13 protein-coding genes are annotated in these 15,675 nt (G+C 50.1%); 8 read left to right on the top strand and 5 right to left on the bottom strand.

The genetic code is table 11. The features are described from left to right. Window positions 1–50 precede the first annotated feature (50 nt). From EG028_RS24560 to EG028_RS24540, 5 genes are all read left to right on the top strand, one after another. Window positions 51–575, top strand: coding sequence for a hypothetical protein (locus EG028_RS24560; RefSeq protein WP_120518999.1), 525 nt, complete (start codon window positions 51–53; stop codon window positions 573–575). A gap of 3 nt (window positions 576–578) precedes the next feature. Next, a complete protein-coding gene (locus EG028_RS24555) occupies window positions 579–863 on the top strand; it encodes a hypothetical protein (RefSeq protein WP_120518998.1) in 285 nt (94 codons plus the stop codon). Window positions 864–1,239: 376 nt separating this feature from the next. Next, the gene (locus EG028_RS24550; RefSeq protein WP_120518997.1) at window positions 1,240–1,749 is read left to right on the top strand and encodes a hypothetical protein; all 510 of its coding nucleotides are present in this window, start codon (window positions 1,240–1,242) and stop codon (window positions 1,747–1,749) included. Window positions 1,750–1,984: 235 nt separating this feature from the next. Beyond that, complete coding sequence (locus EG028_RS24545; protein WP_123864790.1) at window positions 1,985–3,004, top strand: hypothetical protein; 1,020 nt, start codon at window positions 1,985–1,987, stop codon at window positions 3,002–3,004. Window positions 3,005–3,195: 191 nt separating this feature from the next. Beyond that, window positions 3,196–3,417 carry a hypothetical protein gene (locus EG028_RS24540; RefSeq protein ID WP_123864789.1) on the top strand — a complete coding sequence of 74 codons (222 nt, stop codon included), beginning with the start codon at window positions 3,196–3,198 and terminating at the stop codon, window positions 3,415–3,417. On the opposite strand, the gene EG028_RS24535 is transcribed toward EG028_RS24540, so the two are convergent. Continuing rightward, window positions 3,378–4,904: a TlpA family protein disulfide reductase gene (locus EG028_RS24535; protein ID WP_162946630.1), complete on the bottom strand. Its 1,527-nt coding sequence runs from the start codon at window positions 4,902–4,904 to the stop codon at window positions 3,378–3,380. The genes EG028_RS24540 and EG028_RS24535 overlap by 40 nt on opposite strands. Before the next feature lie 104 nt (window positions 4,905–5,008). On the opposite strand from EG028_RS24535, the gene EG028_RS24530 reads away from it, so the two are divergent. From EG028_RS24530 to EG028_RS24520, 3 genes are all read left to right on the top strand, one after another. Continuing rightward, window positions 5,009–6,061: an alpha-L-fucosidase gene (locus EG028_RS24530; protein WP_241559215.1), complete on the top strand. Its 1,053-nt coding sequence runs from the start codon at window positions 5,009–5,011 to the stop codon at window positions 6,059–6,061. 334 nt (window positions 6,062–6,395) lie between these two features. Then, window positions 6,396–6,953, top strand: a complete 558-nt coding sequence (locus EG028_RS24525; RefSeq protein WP_123864788.1) for a hypothetical protein — start codon at window positions 6,396–6,398, stop codon at window positions 6,951–6,953. 160 nt (window positions 6,954–7,113) lie between these two features. After that, on the top strand, window positions 7,114–8,466 hold the full coding sequence (locus tag EG028_RS24520; RefSeq protein ID WP_120518991.1) for a sugar porter family MFS transporter: 1,353 nt from the start codon (window positions 7,114–7,116) through the stop codon (window positions 8,464–8,466). A 74-nt stretch (window positions 8,467–8,540) separates the two neighbouring features. Here the strand turns inward: EG028_RS24520 and EG028_RS24515 are convergent, their stop codons facing one another. The 4 genes from EG028_RS24515 to EG028_RS24500 form a co-directional block, all read right to left on the bottom strand. Further along, window positions 8,541–8,867, bottom strand: coding sequence for a YegP family protein (locus tag EG028_RS24515; RefSeq protein ID WP_120518990.1), 327 nt, complete (start codon window positions 8,865–8,867; stop codon window positions 8,541–8,543). A 215-nt stretch (window positions 8,868–9,082) separates the two neighbouring features. Beyond that, window positions 9,083–10,846, bottom strand: coding sequence for a RagB/SusD family nutrient uptake outer membrane protein (locus tag EG028_RS24510; RefSeq protein WP_120518989.1), 1,764 nt, complete (start codon window positions 10,844–10,846; stop codon window positions 9,083–9,085). 11 nt (window positions 10,847–10,857) lie between these two features. Next, complete coding sequence (locus EG028_RS24505) at window positions 10,858–14,271, bottom strand: TonB-dependent receptor (protein ID WP_162946629.1); 3,414 nt, start codon at window positions 14,269–14,271, stop codon at window positions 10,858–10,860. Window positions 14,272–14,566: 295 nt separating this feature from the next. Further along, window positions 14,567–15,670: a FecR family protein gene (locus EG028_RS24500; protein WP_120518987.1), complete on the bottom strand. Its 1,104-nt coding sequence runs from the start codon at window positions 15,668–15,670 to the stop codon at window positions 14,567–14,569. Window positions 15,671–15,675 lie beyond the last annotated feature (5 nt).

The raw sequence follows: 15,675 nt of genomic DNA, 5'->3' as shown, positions 1-15,675 counted from the left end.
ATCTGAAGTATAACCAACCTGAATTAATTCCTTAACCAAAAAACATTAACATGAAAGAAGATCAGATTGCAAAATTTCAGGCTTTTGCCCAGAAAGCTATTCTGGCAGATCAGACGCACCTTATTAACACCTTCCTTTTGGAAAAACCTGAAAAGGATCAACTTCCCTTCATGCACAATTCTTTGGCCTACGAGATTCTGCTGGAAGGAAGATTGCATAAAGGCACCAGCCTGTTTGTAAAAGACCTGATTTTGCGAATAGACAGGGAAGTGTCCATTTTGACCAAAGAGCTTTTCAATCCCCTTATTACTTCAGAAAAGCAGGAACAACATAAAAGTAGGCTGGAAACCCTAAAGGCTGAAAAAGAAAAGCTGGAAAAGCTCAACCCCAAGGAAAGATATGTTTTCCAGTGGCTGCTGGTTCCTCACTGGATGGGGGATGAATTAATTGATCTGGGGGAGCTGGTCTACAGGAACTATAGCTGCAACTTTTGGGGCACCACCTCCATTTTAAGGGAGAACTACACCAAAGAGGACACCATTTTGGGCATTTTTGAAGAACTTCACAAAAGTTAATCGATGGAAACATTTGAAATTGAATCAGTAAGCATTCTGAAGGAGTTTTATTTGGCTTTTCTTGGCTCAGGAAAGACCTTTCGCAATAGGGTTTGTAAGGAATTGGGCTACAATCACAGCCTTTTCTACAAAAGGATGAATGAGCCAAAGCACACAGACCTGTCAATTGCTGACAGGGAAAGAATTATCCACGAAGCTGAAATAATCGTGAAGGATATTTCCAGCCTGCTAAAAGTTCAAAAAGATGCCTTAAATCCACCAAAAGGTGTCCTAAAGGTGGGCAAATGAGCCATTATATGCTGAAACCCTTAACTGTATTGCATTCTGGGACTGGTTCAAGCCCAGGTGGGACCACTTTCTAGAAGCCCGAATTACTTGGGCAAATTTGCTGAAACCCGCGTAAGCCTTGCGTTTGCGCGGTTTTTTTACGAGTAATTTGTACAAATTTTCACAAAGATGTTCAAATCATTCGGTGAGCAAATCGGTGAGCAGAACCGCGACGTACATTTGTTATTATCAAGAACCGTATCAAGACGGATAACCCGGAGCGGGTGCCGTTGCTCCCGATTCCGATGGAGATAATTTCCCAGTATAAAATACCCAATTTTTTTACGCTGAAATAGTTATATTTCGCTTTTTAGCTTTGCGTCAGTAATTTTCACTTATGACCCAAACGAATTTTGAGGAAAAGATTGCCTCGTACGTACTTGGTTATCTTACAGAAAAAGACTTGCCTGACATTGCAATAACTGCACTTACTAATGGAAGGGATTCGGATTCACTCCTCATCCTTGCCGGGATGTCTTCCTCGGACAATGGATTTGAATTACGGGCGTATTTCGCTAGTGCATTAGCTGAAAATAACTTAGTCTTACCTGACAAAAAGGAGGCCCTGGAATTTTACATTACGTCCATCATAAAACGAATAAACTCCCTTTCACAAAGCCCTTATGATGGATTTTGCGAAATCTATAACGCAGTTGATGGATCCGTTTACAGTTTTCAAGAACTAGGCTTATGGGATTGTTACTGCTATCACCTAGAGATCTGGGAAATTGAAACCGGAGGGACTGAATACTACCCAAAAGATTTTTCAAGGGAGAAATTTATAGCTGAGATGGAAGAGCGTCTTTTGGAGGCGTTGAATTTATGGGACAAAAACCATAGTAATTGAAAGTAGATAGTAATGTTGCATGTGTATGGCAACCCTTTTTATATTTAATATTTCTTATTCCCATCGTATATTGATTTCAATCCCTGACCTGGACTAAAATATCCCTCGACATGAAAAAAATAACCCGGATCATTCCCACATTTTTATTCGCATGTATACTGCAAGCCAATGCACATCGCTGGCGAATTTTTTTATGCCAAAAGATTTACGTTGTAACACAATAATTAAAAAGAACATGAAAAAAATCTATCTAACCTATTGCCTTCTTTTCTATTTTGTTTGTACGCTTCATGCGCAAAATTCTTTTCCGTCCACTGGCCCTGTAACTATAGGGGCAAATTCCCCTTTTTCTCTCCAGGTCGCTGGGGCTTCAAGATACTATGGTATTGTGAATTTTGGAGAAGAATATGACCCAATTGCATATGGGAAGGGGATCCAGATTTCAAGGCCAGCAGATCAGGGTGACAATGCTTTTCATCTATCATTTATAAGGTCATGGCGGACTATTGCAGGTATGGGATTTTTACGAAACAGTAGCACGTTTGCTATACAAAACGCAGCCGATAACAGTACGAATTCAGGCATTTTCCTTGCTGAAACAGGAAACGTGGGTATTGACATAAATACTCCTACGCAAAAATTTATGGTAAATGGAAATATCTCTTTGGGAAATTTAGGGGATCATCTTGGAGTATCTTTGAATGACCGTTTTACTTATGATACTAAGTATCAGCCACATTATGGAATGCAATGGGTAATGGATAGTTGGACGGCAGCCGGCCCAACTTTATGGATGAGTGGTTATGGTGGAATGAAGTTTTTCACACTGGGGCTGGAAAGAATATCGGTTGCAGACAATGGCAATGTAGGAATTGGCACCTCTGCGCCGACTAACTATAAACTCGCTGTTGAAGGTACTTTTGCTGCCAGAAAAGTAAAGGTTACCCAGGAAGTATGGGCCGATTTTGTTTTCGATTCAACGTATGTATTGCCACCTTTAAAGGATGTTGAAAGCCATGTGAAAACATACAGGCATCTTTCGGGCATCCCTGCGGCAGAAGAAATACAGCAACAAGGATTAGATATTGGAGATATGCAGCAAAGGCAAATGCAGAAAATTGAAGAGTTGACTTTATACCTGATTGATCAAAATAAGAAGGTAGAAATGCAACAACAATTGATATTAAAGCAACAGCAGGAATTGCTGGAGCTGGGTAAGCGGTTAAAAGAGTTGGAGAGAAAACAATCTAAGTAAAGTTCGATTACGCAAAATTTCTTATTCCCAAGGTATATTGATCTTCAATCCCTGACCTGGACTAAAATATCCCTCGATATGAAAAAAGTGGAAGTTCCGCATGGCCGGACTATGTTTTCAGCGACACGTACCAGCTTCCATCATTGCAGGAAGTAGCCGCTTTCATCAAAACAAAAGGACATCTTCCCGGAATGCCTTCCGCAAAACAAGTTGCAGACGAACATCTCGACCTTGGCGAAAACCAGGCCGCCATCGTAAAAAAGGTGGAAGAACTTACCCTCTATCTTTTACGGCAAAAGGAACAGATAGACCGGCAACAGAAACAATCATGCAACTGGAAGAACAACTCCGCCAGCTTCAAAAAAAGTAAGTATCATCTTTTGCTCCCTTCAATTGGAAGGGAGCTTTTCTGAGAAACATATTGCTCCAGCAAACGCGCTGTTTCCGCCGATCCCGGCCCCGGCGCATTTTTATGAACCAGCCGCCCGGACTTATCATACAAAAGATGCCGGGGAATAGGGCCAAAGCCAATGGATTTCAGAAACCGGGAAGAGCCCCAGTTCAGCAGAATATAATTATGCGGCAGTTCATTGAGCTTATCCGCATTATACGCTTCGGTCCATTGCGACTTCTGCCGGTCGATGGAGAAATAGGCAAACACAACATCCTTATCCTTAAATTTTTTCCTCAACGCCTCTCCACTTTTCATTTCACTTCTACAGGGCACACACCAGCTGGCCCAAAAATCGATATAGATCACCTTGCCCTTGTTTTGCGCTACAAAAGTTTGCAGGTCTGTTTGATTGCCCCGCGCATCCAGCATCAGTAAAGAATCCCCGCTTTGAGATGTTATGTCATACGGAGCGGGAAACTCCTGCCTGATCTCCTTTATGAGTATCGTATCATTTGTAAAAGACGAGAACCTGGACAGGTATTTATTAAAATCAGTCACCGAAAACCCGGTCCCAATCTCTTTCAGATACCCGTACAATAGCTGCTTCCTATAAAGATCATTGATCTCATCCCACGCGCTTACTTTGTCATATACTTCCCTGTAATCGACGATATTCCCATGCTCATATTTAAAGACACGGGCCCTGCTGACGATGTTTTTCCTCGCAACCGTCTCCAGGAAAGGCAGGAAATATGAATATGGCATATCGGACGGCATTGTTTTGTTTACCCGGAGCAGGTCCCGGAGGCTATCCGCAGGGAGTTTATTCTGCTCAAAATCCAGTCTTTTCACCAGGTAAGTCAGTTTATCCTGGAAAAAGTTAAACATCATCGGGTACTTCCCGCTAAGACCGGGCATTTCAGACAAGGATCTCAATTCATTCAACAGGTAATTCCTGGCTTTAGGGTACCAGTCAGCTTTGGCCGTAGGCTCGTTGTTCATAAGCTCATTCAGGCTTTTCGCCACAATAGCATAATTTATATAGATCTCGTACGGGGTATGCTCCGGAGTCCCGGCCATACGCCGGCTATATTCATGATTGAGATAATCAGTATAGCCCTGGTCTGTTGACGTAGCATAGGACATGTCATTTCTAAACCGGATGGTGACCGTATCTCCCTTCCGGATAACATAGTCGAACGGCTGATGCATCATCGAATAGAAAAAGGATAATACGATGTATCCGCCTTTCGGATATAAAACGATCGTATCCTTTACCCGGGACCGTGGATTAATACCCTGCGTATAAAAATTATCCCGGATATAGGCCTGTGGTTGCGTGTGAACATGCGTCAGGTTCGAAAACTGGCGGACTTCCCTGGTGAACTTTGGTATACTATCAAAGATCAAAACGGTAGCGGGGCCGGGGGCCTTCTTGTCTGCCTGGCTGTAACAAAAGGTAGATGGCAGTAACCATAAAAAGAGGATGCAACAATAGAATTTCATATCATACAAGGGTTCAGGTAAAAAGAGCAGATCGAATATAGATGTATTTACCCCATTTCTTATTATCTTCCCCCCCAACCCACTACTCTTTAACATAATTTTGTATGATCAGAAAACTATGCTGCCTGCTAGGCATACCGGTATTAATGGCCGGTTGCAGTGTATCCAAAAAAACGGCGTCACTCGCGCCCGTGCCTTCCTCCGTTCCAAACGAAGCACAGAAAAAACAGATCGAAAGGAAATACGGAATGTTCATTCACTTTGGCATCAACACCTTTCACGACCAGGAATGGACGGACGGAACACTGCCACCATCTTCCTACAAACCCACCGCCATTGACGCTGAACAATGGGTGCAGACGGCCAAAGCCGCCGGCATGAAATACGTGATCCTCGTCACTAAACACCACGACGGCTTCTGCCTCTGGGATAGCAAATACACCACTTACGACGTAGCCGAATCCGGCAACAAAACCAATGTGATAGAAGCCCTTGCCAAAGCCTGCGCCAAAAGCGGCATCCGCCTCGGGCTGTATTATTCGCTGTGGGACAGGCATCACAACGATAATGTAAAAGACTCCACCCTCGATGCCGCTTATAATAAGCTGATGACAGACCAGCTGGCCGAACTGATCGATATCACGAAAAAACATACCTCCATCGTTGAGTTCTGGTTCGATGGCGGATGGACGAAGCCCAACCACCGCTGGCCTGTAGAAGCAATCTACCAGACCATCAAATCCCGCGAACCGGAATGCCAGGTGGGCATCAACTGGAGCATCGGGGCACCGGGCAACCCGGACCAGCACATGGTACTGCCCACCCAACAAAAAGAAGGTTACCCGATCCGTTATTTCCCCAGCGATTTCCGCATCGGCGATCCTTACCTGCCAGCGAACCCCGACCCGAAGGTATTTTCGCACGACGGCAAATACTATTACATGCCCTGGGAATCCACGGTATGTATGAGCGGGAAATGGTTCTACAACACCCAGGACACCAAATACAAATCACTGGACCAGTTGGAAGACCTGTTCAAAAAAACCACCACGCAGGACAATATCCTCATCATCAATTCCCCTCCGAGCCGTGAAGGGAAAATGAGGGATAAAGATGTGGAAATGCTAAGCCAGTTGAGGGAAAGGCTGGGATTGTAAATATCTACGATTATAAATTTCTGCTCCGCCACTGCAATTGCCGTGGCGGAGTTGTTTATACCTGTCGGTTAACCTGAATGCAAAACGCCCCTAATACTATTTTAACCACTCTTCTCCTTGCTCTCTCCTTGCTCCTTCCTTCGACGATCGTTCGACGATCCTTGCTCTTTCATTCTGGTTAAAAAAGTATTTGTCTCAACGAGATTTTCCCATTCGGTATACTTTTTCTCCCGTTAAGTAAATCCTTTCGGTGTGCGATAACCCAACTTTGTAATTGTAACGAAAGGGCCCGTAGTTACTGAGTAAACAATTTTATTAACTAAAAACTTAAACAATGAAACAATCTCGTAATTCAATTATGAAAGGCGTCAGCGGCGCACTGGGCACTGAACTCATTTTCAGGCAGCGCGCCGGCAAGACGATCATCAGCCTTCCGCCTTTGCCCAGGGAAGACAACCCGACTGAGTCCCAACAGGAAATAAGGACGAAGTTCCAGGAAGCATCTCTGTATGCAAAGACGGCACTGGCCGATCCATTGAAAAAAGCCGCTTACGCTGCTAAAGCCAAAGATGGCCTGACCGCTAACAATGTGGCAATGGCCGATTATTTCCATGCCCCCGTCATCGTCAGCGCAGATGCCGGAAACTTCAGCGGATCACTGGGGGATACCATCACAGCATATGTCATAGACGACTTCAAAGTCCAGTCCGTGCATATTGCCATCCTCAATGAAACAGGGGATATCCTTGAACAAGGCCAGGCATCACCTGCCGCCGGAGGAAAGGACATCTGGGCTTATATCCTTTCCAATGCCCTGACAGGCGCAGTAAAAGCAAGGATAGAAGCCCGCGACATGCCCGGTAATGTAACCAGCGCGGATCTGTCCCTGTAACCCATGCGGTTGCCAAATGACGCCGGAGGTACTAGTACTCCGGCGTTCATTTACGGCAATGCACATTTCCCGCTCAAAACTTTAGCACCCGTTTTAGCAGCCTCCCACCTATGATTTCCCGAAAACATCGCTTAATTTCAGTCCATCCTAAAAAATCCACATGACTACAGCAATTCCACGTACAGCCGTCAAAGACTATGGTTACGCCGTTCGCGTATCGCTCATAGCCGCGCTCGGCGGCTTTTTATTCGGTATAGAAGTGGCCGTTATCTCCGGCGCTGAAAAAACTATCCAACAGTTATGGTCGTTGAACTCTTTCTGGCAGGGCTTTACCGTAGCATCCAGCCTTATCGGTACGGTATTCGGGTCTTTGCTCACCGGGGGGCCGGCACAGCAATACGGCCGGAAAAAAGTACTGATCGTGATCGCCCTTATGTATCTCCTATCCGCGATAGGCTGCGCGCTCAGCTCAGCCTGGCTGCTGTTCGTATTGTTCCGTTTTATCGGCGGGCTGGCAGTGGGCGCGTCTTCCGTGGTAGGTCCGATGTACATCTCGGAGATAGCCCCGGCAAAGATCAGGGGCGCATTGGCTGGATCATTCCAGGTGAATATCGTGGCGGGCATCCTCGTGGCTTACCTGGCAAACTTCCTGCTGGCAGGCACGGGAGACGATGCCTGGAGATACATGCTCGGTGTAATGGCGATACCTGCGGCAGTGTTTGCTTTACTGGTGAGGACCATCCCCGAAAGCCCGCGCTGGCTGGTGCTGAACGGGCAGGATGAAGCGGCGGAAAAGATCTTTGCGCGTACCGGCGAAACAGGCATCGCTGCGCTCATCAGGGAAGAACATGCGTTGGCAAAACAAGGCATTAAAGAGCGCCTTTTCTCCGGGAAATATAACAAACCCATCTTCTATGCCATGCTGCTGGCAATGTTCAACCAGCTCTCCGGCATCAACGCGATCATTTATTACGCCCCAAGGATATTCGAAATGGCCGGCTTTAACCAGGCCAGCGCTTTCCAGCAGTCGGTGTACATCGGCGCGGCCAACTTCCTTTTCACCCTATTGGCCATGAGCGTGATAGACCGCTTTGGCAGGAAAAAACTATTGCTGATCGGCGCGGCGGGCATGTTCGTATTCCTTGCGCTCACGGCCATCGCGTTCAACAGTCCGGGCGGCGGCGGTAGCAGCGTGATCATCTACCTGATCGGGTTTATCGCCTGTTTTGCTTTTTCCCAGGGCGCGGTGATATGGGTATTCATTTCTGAAATATTCCCCAACGCCGTACGTTCACAGGGCGGCTCACTCGGCAGCTTCACCCACTGGATCATGGCCGCCATCATCTCCTGGACCTTTCCCATCATCGTGGAAGGCAGCCCGAACGGCGGTTTTTATTCTTTCATTTTTTACAGTGTGATGATGCTGGCATCTTTCCTGTTCATCTGGCGCGTAATGCCGGAAACAAAAGGGAAATCGCTGGAACAGATACAGCAGGAGCTGGGGATCAAATAAAACAACCTGTCTCTCAAAACGCAGGCTGGCCGGAAGATTCCCGGCCAGCCTGTTTTATTTTCCAACACAATTGCTTATTCTTCTTCAATCGCCGCTTCGGCGGCGTTCGCCTTCACAGAGGCTTTGCCCGTTTCACGGCCACTGCTGCCCTGGTACATCTGGCTGGTGCCGATCACTTCCTGGTTGCCGCCTTTCAGCACAAAATACAGCCTTCCGTCGTTGGCCGTCCTGTCCTCATACTGCCTGTCCATCACCGCGTTCCTTTTTACGGACGCAACGCCTTCCAGGCATTTGTCTTTGGTGGTGTAATGTTCGCTGGTGAGGATCACTTCGCCGTTGCCGGCTTTCAGGTTAAAATAAAAAGAGCCCGAAGGGCCATTGGCGATGACAAATTTGCCCATAAGATGTGTTTTTTGGGTAATACAATTGAGGGGTCAACCTGAATTTACGACAAAATGCCGGCATACCTATGCACATTCCACGCTTAATATGAACTTAACATCGCAGCCGTGGAAATTACTGGAACGGCTGTTATCGCTATCATAAAAAAAGAAAGGCTGCCTGGAAAGACAGCCTTTTTTGGGTTTCATAGGAATTTAATAGTTGGTCAAATGAGCTACCATCCCGGATTCTGAGGGGCCAGTGCCGGGTTCAGCGTCAGTTCGTTCGTTGGCAGCGGCAACAGGTAGTCGCGCTGTACATTGAACCTGTATCCTGAAGCCATGGAAGCAATATTTTTAAACAGTTCGATATATCCGTCCGCATCTACAGGGTAAGTGCTGAGCTGCCCGGCAGGCACTACGGTGAGCCATTGCGACAGTTTTGCGCCTTTCGGTTTTTTACCCACCAGCAGTTCGTCCGCACCGGCCCAGCGGAATACATCATCCCTGCGGAAACCTTCCGCGGCCAGCTCCACGCCTCTTTCGCGGCGCACTTCATTGATGATGCCGCTCAGCGCGGGAAATTGCCAGGCGGGGTCCGCCTCTACGCTGCTCACCGTCATGGCCGGCATACCCGCGCGGGTCCTCAGTTTGTTCACAGACTTATCCGCATCCGCCTGGGTAAAGGTTCCCAGTTCGGCTTTGGCCTCCGCGAAGTTGAGCAGTACTTCCGCATACCTGAAAAAGATCACGGCCGTTACGCCCACATTCCCTGCGTATTGCTGCTGGTAATCGGGGTTATGACCTTTGTAAAGCTGGTAGCCGGTAGCGGGCTTGCCTTCGTTCGCCTGCTCGAAAGACGGCAGGGTGAACAGCCGGTTGGGCGCGCCGCCGGGCTGGTTCGAGGTGATAATGTGTTTGCCGTCCGGTACGTACATAGTCTGCACCAGGCGGGGATCACGGTTCGCCGCCACTCTCGCAAGGGAATCATCGCCGCGGTACAGCGGGCTGGAGGATATGGGCCGCCCGTCCGTACAGAGATAATAGTCCACCATAGTTTTGGTCATGCCACGGCCCGCGCCGCCGGTGGTGTAGCGGTGCCAGTTGTGCGTGAGGTTCAGCGTAAGGTCAAACTTGCGCCAGAACATCACTTCCTTGCTGTTCGTATGATCCGTCTGGTTAAATATCTTCCAGTAACCGAAGTCCACGCCTTCGTTATCCAGCGAATGCACATTGCTGTTCATCAGCGCTTCCGCAACGGTAGCGGCCTTTTGCAGGTATTTGGCGCCGTTGGAGCCGGCTACGCCGAAGTCTGTACCGGCATGGTACTTTTCCCATGTGCCTTCATACAGCGCCACTCTTGTAAGGAAAGCCTGCGCGATCTCTTTCGTGATCCGGGAGGCCTGCGCCTGGGGTTTGGAGGGCAGGTATTCTATCGCTTTGTCCAGGTCCTGGATGATGGAATCGGCGATCACATTCCTGAGCAGGCGGGCGCTGAACAGTTGCTCCGTATCCGTGAGGTTCAGCGGTTTCGCGATCCAGGGCAGCGCGCCGTAGATCTTCATCATGCTGAAGTATTGGTATGCGCGGAAGAAATACGCTTCGCCCACGTATCCTTTTACGTTGTCCCAGGAGGCGATTACTTTGCCGTAGTTCGCGAGAAAATAATTCGTGTTGCGGATGCCGCCCCAGGCCCAGCTGGCGCTGGTGGCCGGCACGGTGATCTCGCCGTTCAGCGAGCCGTTCACCCCCATGGAGATCATCTGGTCGCTACCCTGGTCCGCATCCAGGCCGTATATGCCGATGTTGCCAAAGCCGCCATAAGCAGGCAGGAAGTTATTGTAAAAGTTATTGCAGTAAAGTTTCAGGTCATTGGGCGTTTTCCAGAAATCCGCTTCGCTGATGTTCGTTTCCGGCGCCCTGTCCAGGAAATCTTTGGAGCACGAAGCCATCGTGGTTGCTGTTATAGCCAGTATCGTCCATATTTTGTTCAGTCGCATAGTGATCAGTTTTAGAAGGTTACGTTAAGGCCGCCGGAATAGGTGCGTTGAAGAGGGTAGATCTTGGCATCGCCGATGGACAGCTCGGGGTCCATGGTCTTCACGAGATTGGTGAAGGTGGCAAGGTTTTCCACGCTTACATAAAACCGTACTTTCTGAGCCTTTATACGCTGAATGACATGCGCGGGAAGGGAATAACCCAGCTGCACGTTTTTGATGCGCATATAGGCCGCATTTTGCAGGTAACGCGTCTGCGTCTGCGTGTTCTTACCGTTCTCCCCGCTCATATAATACTTGGGGAAATAACCGTTCGGGGTTTCAGGCGTCCAGCGGTTGCGGTGCACGGTAAAAGGCGAGCTTTGCCATTCGTCGCCCACGATGCCCCAGAAATAGTTGGAGCCTACCCATGCGTCTCTTTTTGCCACCCCTTGCAGGAATACATAAAAATCAAACCCGTTCCAGTCTGCTTCGCCGATGAAGCTGTAGGAATAACGCGGGGTGTTGTTGCCGATCACTTTGCGGTCGCCGGGATTGGCCAGGGTATTGTTTCCCCAGTCTATCACATTGTCCCCGTTCAGGTCCGCGTATTTCACGTCGCCCGCCGTCCAGTTGGCGGAAGATAGTTTGGTCTGGCGTGGGCCCTTGGCCTCTTCGTCGTTGCTGGTAAAGAATCCTACCGTGGTGTAACCCCATATCTCACCCATTTTCTGACCGGCGTACCAGGTCGTGTTCAGACCGGTAGGATTGGGGTATTTCAGGATGGAGCCGCGGTAATCGCTCAGCACGCCGCGAAGGTGGTAATTCACTTTGCCGATGCGGTCCGCCCAATTGATCATCAGCTCAAAGCCGCGTGTTTCGATGTCCGTATTGTTTGCCTGCGGCACGCCGGTGCCCAGCACTGCCGGTAATACCTGGGACGGGCCTGCGAAATTGCTGGCCTTGCGGATGTACCAGTCAAAAGAAGCGGTCAGCCTGTCCTGCAGGAAAGATGCATCCACGCCTACGTTTGAACTGGTGGTGGTTACCCAGGTAAGATCCTGGTTCACCAGCCCCGGCTGCGATACGGATGCCTGCTGTGTGCCGCCGAAAAGCCAGTTCGTACTGGTGGGGCGGCTGGTGCCGAGGCTCGGGAAGAAGGGGTAATAATTAGGTCCGTTGGCATCCAGGAAAGACTGGTCGCCCAGCTGGCCGTAGGAGCCTCTTATTTTGAAAGTGTTGATGGTTTTGGCGAGCGGCGCCCAGAAGTTCTCTTTGTGCAGGTTCCAGCCGGCGCTCATACCGGGGTAAAACCTCCAGCGCGCATCGTCCAGGAACCGTGAAGTACCGTCATACCGGCCATTCAGCTCCAACAGGTATTTTTCTTTGTACGAGTAGTTCACCCTTCCGAAAAATCCTTCGGAAGCCAGCTTGCGCACCAGGTCAGAAACAGAAGGGCTCAGGCCGTACGCCAGGTTCAGCGCCGGGATATTGTCGGAGTACAGCTGGTTGTTGCCCGCGCTGAATTCCGTCAGGGATATCAGGTCTTTGATATAACCGCCCATTACCTTGAACTGGTGGTGCCCGATCTCTTTTTCGTAGGAGGAATACACGTTGATCACGTGATGCTCGCGGTTGCTGGTCCAGCGGGAGAAAGCGTTCGGAAAGGTGCCGCCCACATTGGCCGTGGTGCCGTCCGGCAGGTATTCGAGGACGGTTTTGGTGTGATTCGTCTCATCCTGCCTGATACCGTCGAAAGTATAGTTGGCGGTCAGGTTCCAGCCTTTGGCGAGTTTGAATACAAATTCGCCGGTCAGGAATACCTGGTCTTTGACGTTTTTCAGCCGTCCGCCTTCGGTATGCAGCGTTACGTTGCTGGTGGCGGAATAGCGGCCGTCAGGATTGTACAGCGGCACGCTGGGGAACTTACGCGCAAACTGGTGCATGTAGTTGCCGCCGGTCTGGCCGGCGTAGGTGTTGGGTGTATTGTAGATCTCGCGGGACATGGAGTTACGCACGTTCACCGTGAGCCAGTTGGTCAGGTTGCTGCTCAGGTTCGCCCGTACGTTGAAACGTTTGTAACGGTCGTCCCCGAAGTTGTACATGCCCTGGCGGTCGTTGTAGCCCAGGCCTACGTAGTAGCTGGAGTTGCTGCCGCCGCCGGATACGCCGATGTTGTGCTGCTGGCTGAAGGCCACGTCGCGGAAGTATATCTTAAACCAGTCGTTGTTCGCATTGCCGCCGTTCCAGGATTCCCAGCCGTTGGCATTCGGGCTTTTGATGGTTTCGTCCTTCATTTTGCCCGACTGGTAATCTTTGATGCGCTGAATGGCGTCGTCGCTGAAGAATTTGGCGCGGTTCGCGTTGGTGAACGCTTCGTTGTACATCTCCGCGAACTCAAGCGAGTTGAGCATCTGCGGCAGGTTGATGGGCTGCGCCCAGCTGAGGTTGTTGTTGTAGGAAATAGAAGGCGCCTTCCCTTTTTTTCCCTGTTTGGTGGTGATGAGCAAGGCGCCGTAAGGTGCGCTGGAACCGTAAATAGCTGCGGACGCAGCATCTTTGATGATGGAAATATTGTCGATATCGCTGGGGTTGATGGAGTTGATGTCTCCGCCGGGCACGCCGTCTATTACGATCAGCGGGCCGCCGGTGGTGCCCATACCGGTATACCCGCGGATGTTGATGCTTTGGGTGGCGTTGGGGGCTCCGCCCGCGCTGGTGGTGCCGATGTTCAGGTTGCCCACCATGCCTTGCAGGGCCTGTGAAATGCGTGTCACGGGGCGGTTCTCCATCACTTCGCCGCTCACCTGGTCCACCGCGCCGGTGAGATTGGCTTTTTTCTGGGTGCCATAGCCTACCACCACTACTTCGCTCAGCTTGCTATCGTCCACCACGAGGCTTACCTCGATGGCGCTGCGGCCGTTTACGGGCACGTCTTTGGTCACATAACCGGTGAAGCGGATCTCCAGCACGGCGTCTTTCTGGACGTTCTTCAGCCTGAACGTGCCGTTGGCATCCGCCACAACGCCGGAGGTGGTGCCTTTGATGATCACGCTGGCGCCGATCAGCACTTCGCCCGTGTTATCCAGGATCCTGCCGGTCACTTCAGGCAGGATGGAGGTGTCCGCCAGCATGTTGGGGAATATGCGCAGGGGCTTCTTTTTGCGCAGCACGATGTTTCGTTCCACGATCTCGAATTCCAGGCCGCTGTCTTTCAGGGCTGTTTCCAGCACCTGCTGCAGGGGCGCGTCTTTCACGTAGATGTCCACGTGAGTGAGCGGCGTTATGATCTTGTCGTCGTACAGGAAGAGGTGGCCGCTCTGTTTGCGGATCTCTTTGAATACTTTTTTCAGCGTGGCCTGTTTGAGCGACAGTGTGATGGACTGCGGAAGGGCCTTGCCGCTTACATGCAGCAGTCCGGCGAGTAGCAGAAATGAGGTCATTTTCATAACCATCCAGATTTTGGTCGTTCCATACCCCGCACGTAACGGAGTACTTCCATTAGGTTTCAAATGCATAATTTTGCAATGTTTGGGTGAAGTGTAAGTGGTCTGCAACGATTGGTCAGTTACGCTCATCCGGATAAATCCGCCGGTGGTGTGTCCAGCACCACCGGTTTTTTATTACCGGCAGCAAATAGTCAGATTACATTTTCATAAAGAGTAGTTTTAGTGTGGAAAAATGCGGCTCCCCTGCCGCCAGTTTATGTGCAGCTGTGTTGTTCACTCGTCCGTTAAACTTTTATCAGGAAATGATTACTACCTTTTTTCCCTCGATTTTAAACTGTAGACCGGCAGCTTTCAGCACTGCCAGCACCTGCGATAAATTATAGCTTCTGTATACTTCTCCGTTCAGTTGTATGTCTTTGGGCGCGCCTTCGTACTCCACTTCCACATCGTACCATCTTTCGATCTGCCGCATGATGGTGGTGATGCCGGCGTCCTGGAAGATGAACAGGCCGTTTTTCCAGGCCACCGCTTCTTCCACGTCCACTTCTTTCACGGCAATGTGGCCTGAGGCGGGCATACTGGCCTGCTGGCCCGGTGCCAGCCGCTGCTGTTCGTTGCCTGCCATCACGTTCACCGCGCCTTCCAGCAGTGTAGCCTGGATGGTTTCTTCATTCTCATAGGCCATCACATTGAAGTGCGTGCCCAGCACCGCCACATCCATTTTGCCGGCCTTTACCCTGAAGGGCCTGGCAGCGTCTTTCGCCACTTCAAAATAAGCTTCGCCTTTCAGCTCCACCGTTCTTTCTCCTTTATGGAACTGTATCGGGAAACGCAGGGAAGAGCCCGCATTGAGCCATACCTGCGTGCCGTCCGCCAGTTTGATCTTATATTGTCCTCCCCGTGGCGTGCGGAGTGTGTTGTACAAAGATTCAGGGCCGCTGCTGCCGCCCTGGTAATGAAGCTGGCCGCCGGATGCCTGCGCAATGGCGTTTCCCTGCGCGGGTATTACCGCCCCTGTGCTGTCCAGCTCTACTACAGAGCCGTCCGCCAGTGTCAGTACCGCTTTGTGGGAGCCGGGCGGGAAGTCCGCCTCAACGTTCCGGCGGGCGGTAATGTCCGCCTGCCTGCTGTGCCGGGTTAACAAGAGGAATGAAAGGCCGCCTGCCACTACGCCTGCCACTACTGCTGCCGCTACCTTGTATCGGCGCACTGTCAATATCCTGAGAATGCCTTTTTTTCCCGATACTTTCGGCTCATGCAGGGTCTTCAGCACATCTTCTTTTACCAGGTCATCAAATGTTCCGTCCGCAACGGCCTGCGCAAATTGCTGCATCTCTGCGCCGCTGAGCTTCCCATGTTTATACCTGGCCAGCAAATCCAAAAATTCCTGTTCTGTCATTGATG

It is taken from the genome of Chitinophaga barathri (assembly GCF_003807585.1).
GTDB classification, from domain to species: domain Bacteria; phylum Bacteroidota; class Bacteroidia; order Chitinophagales; family Chitinophagaceae; genus Chitinophaga; species Chitinophaga barathri.
Note: the sequence above shows the minus strand (reverse complement) of the source record. Positions and strands in the feature narration are given on the sequence as shown.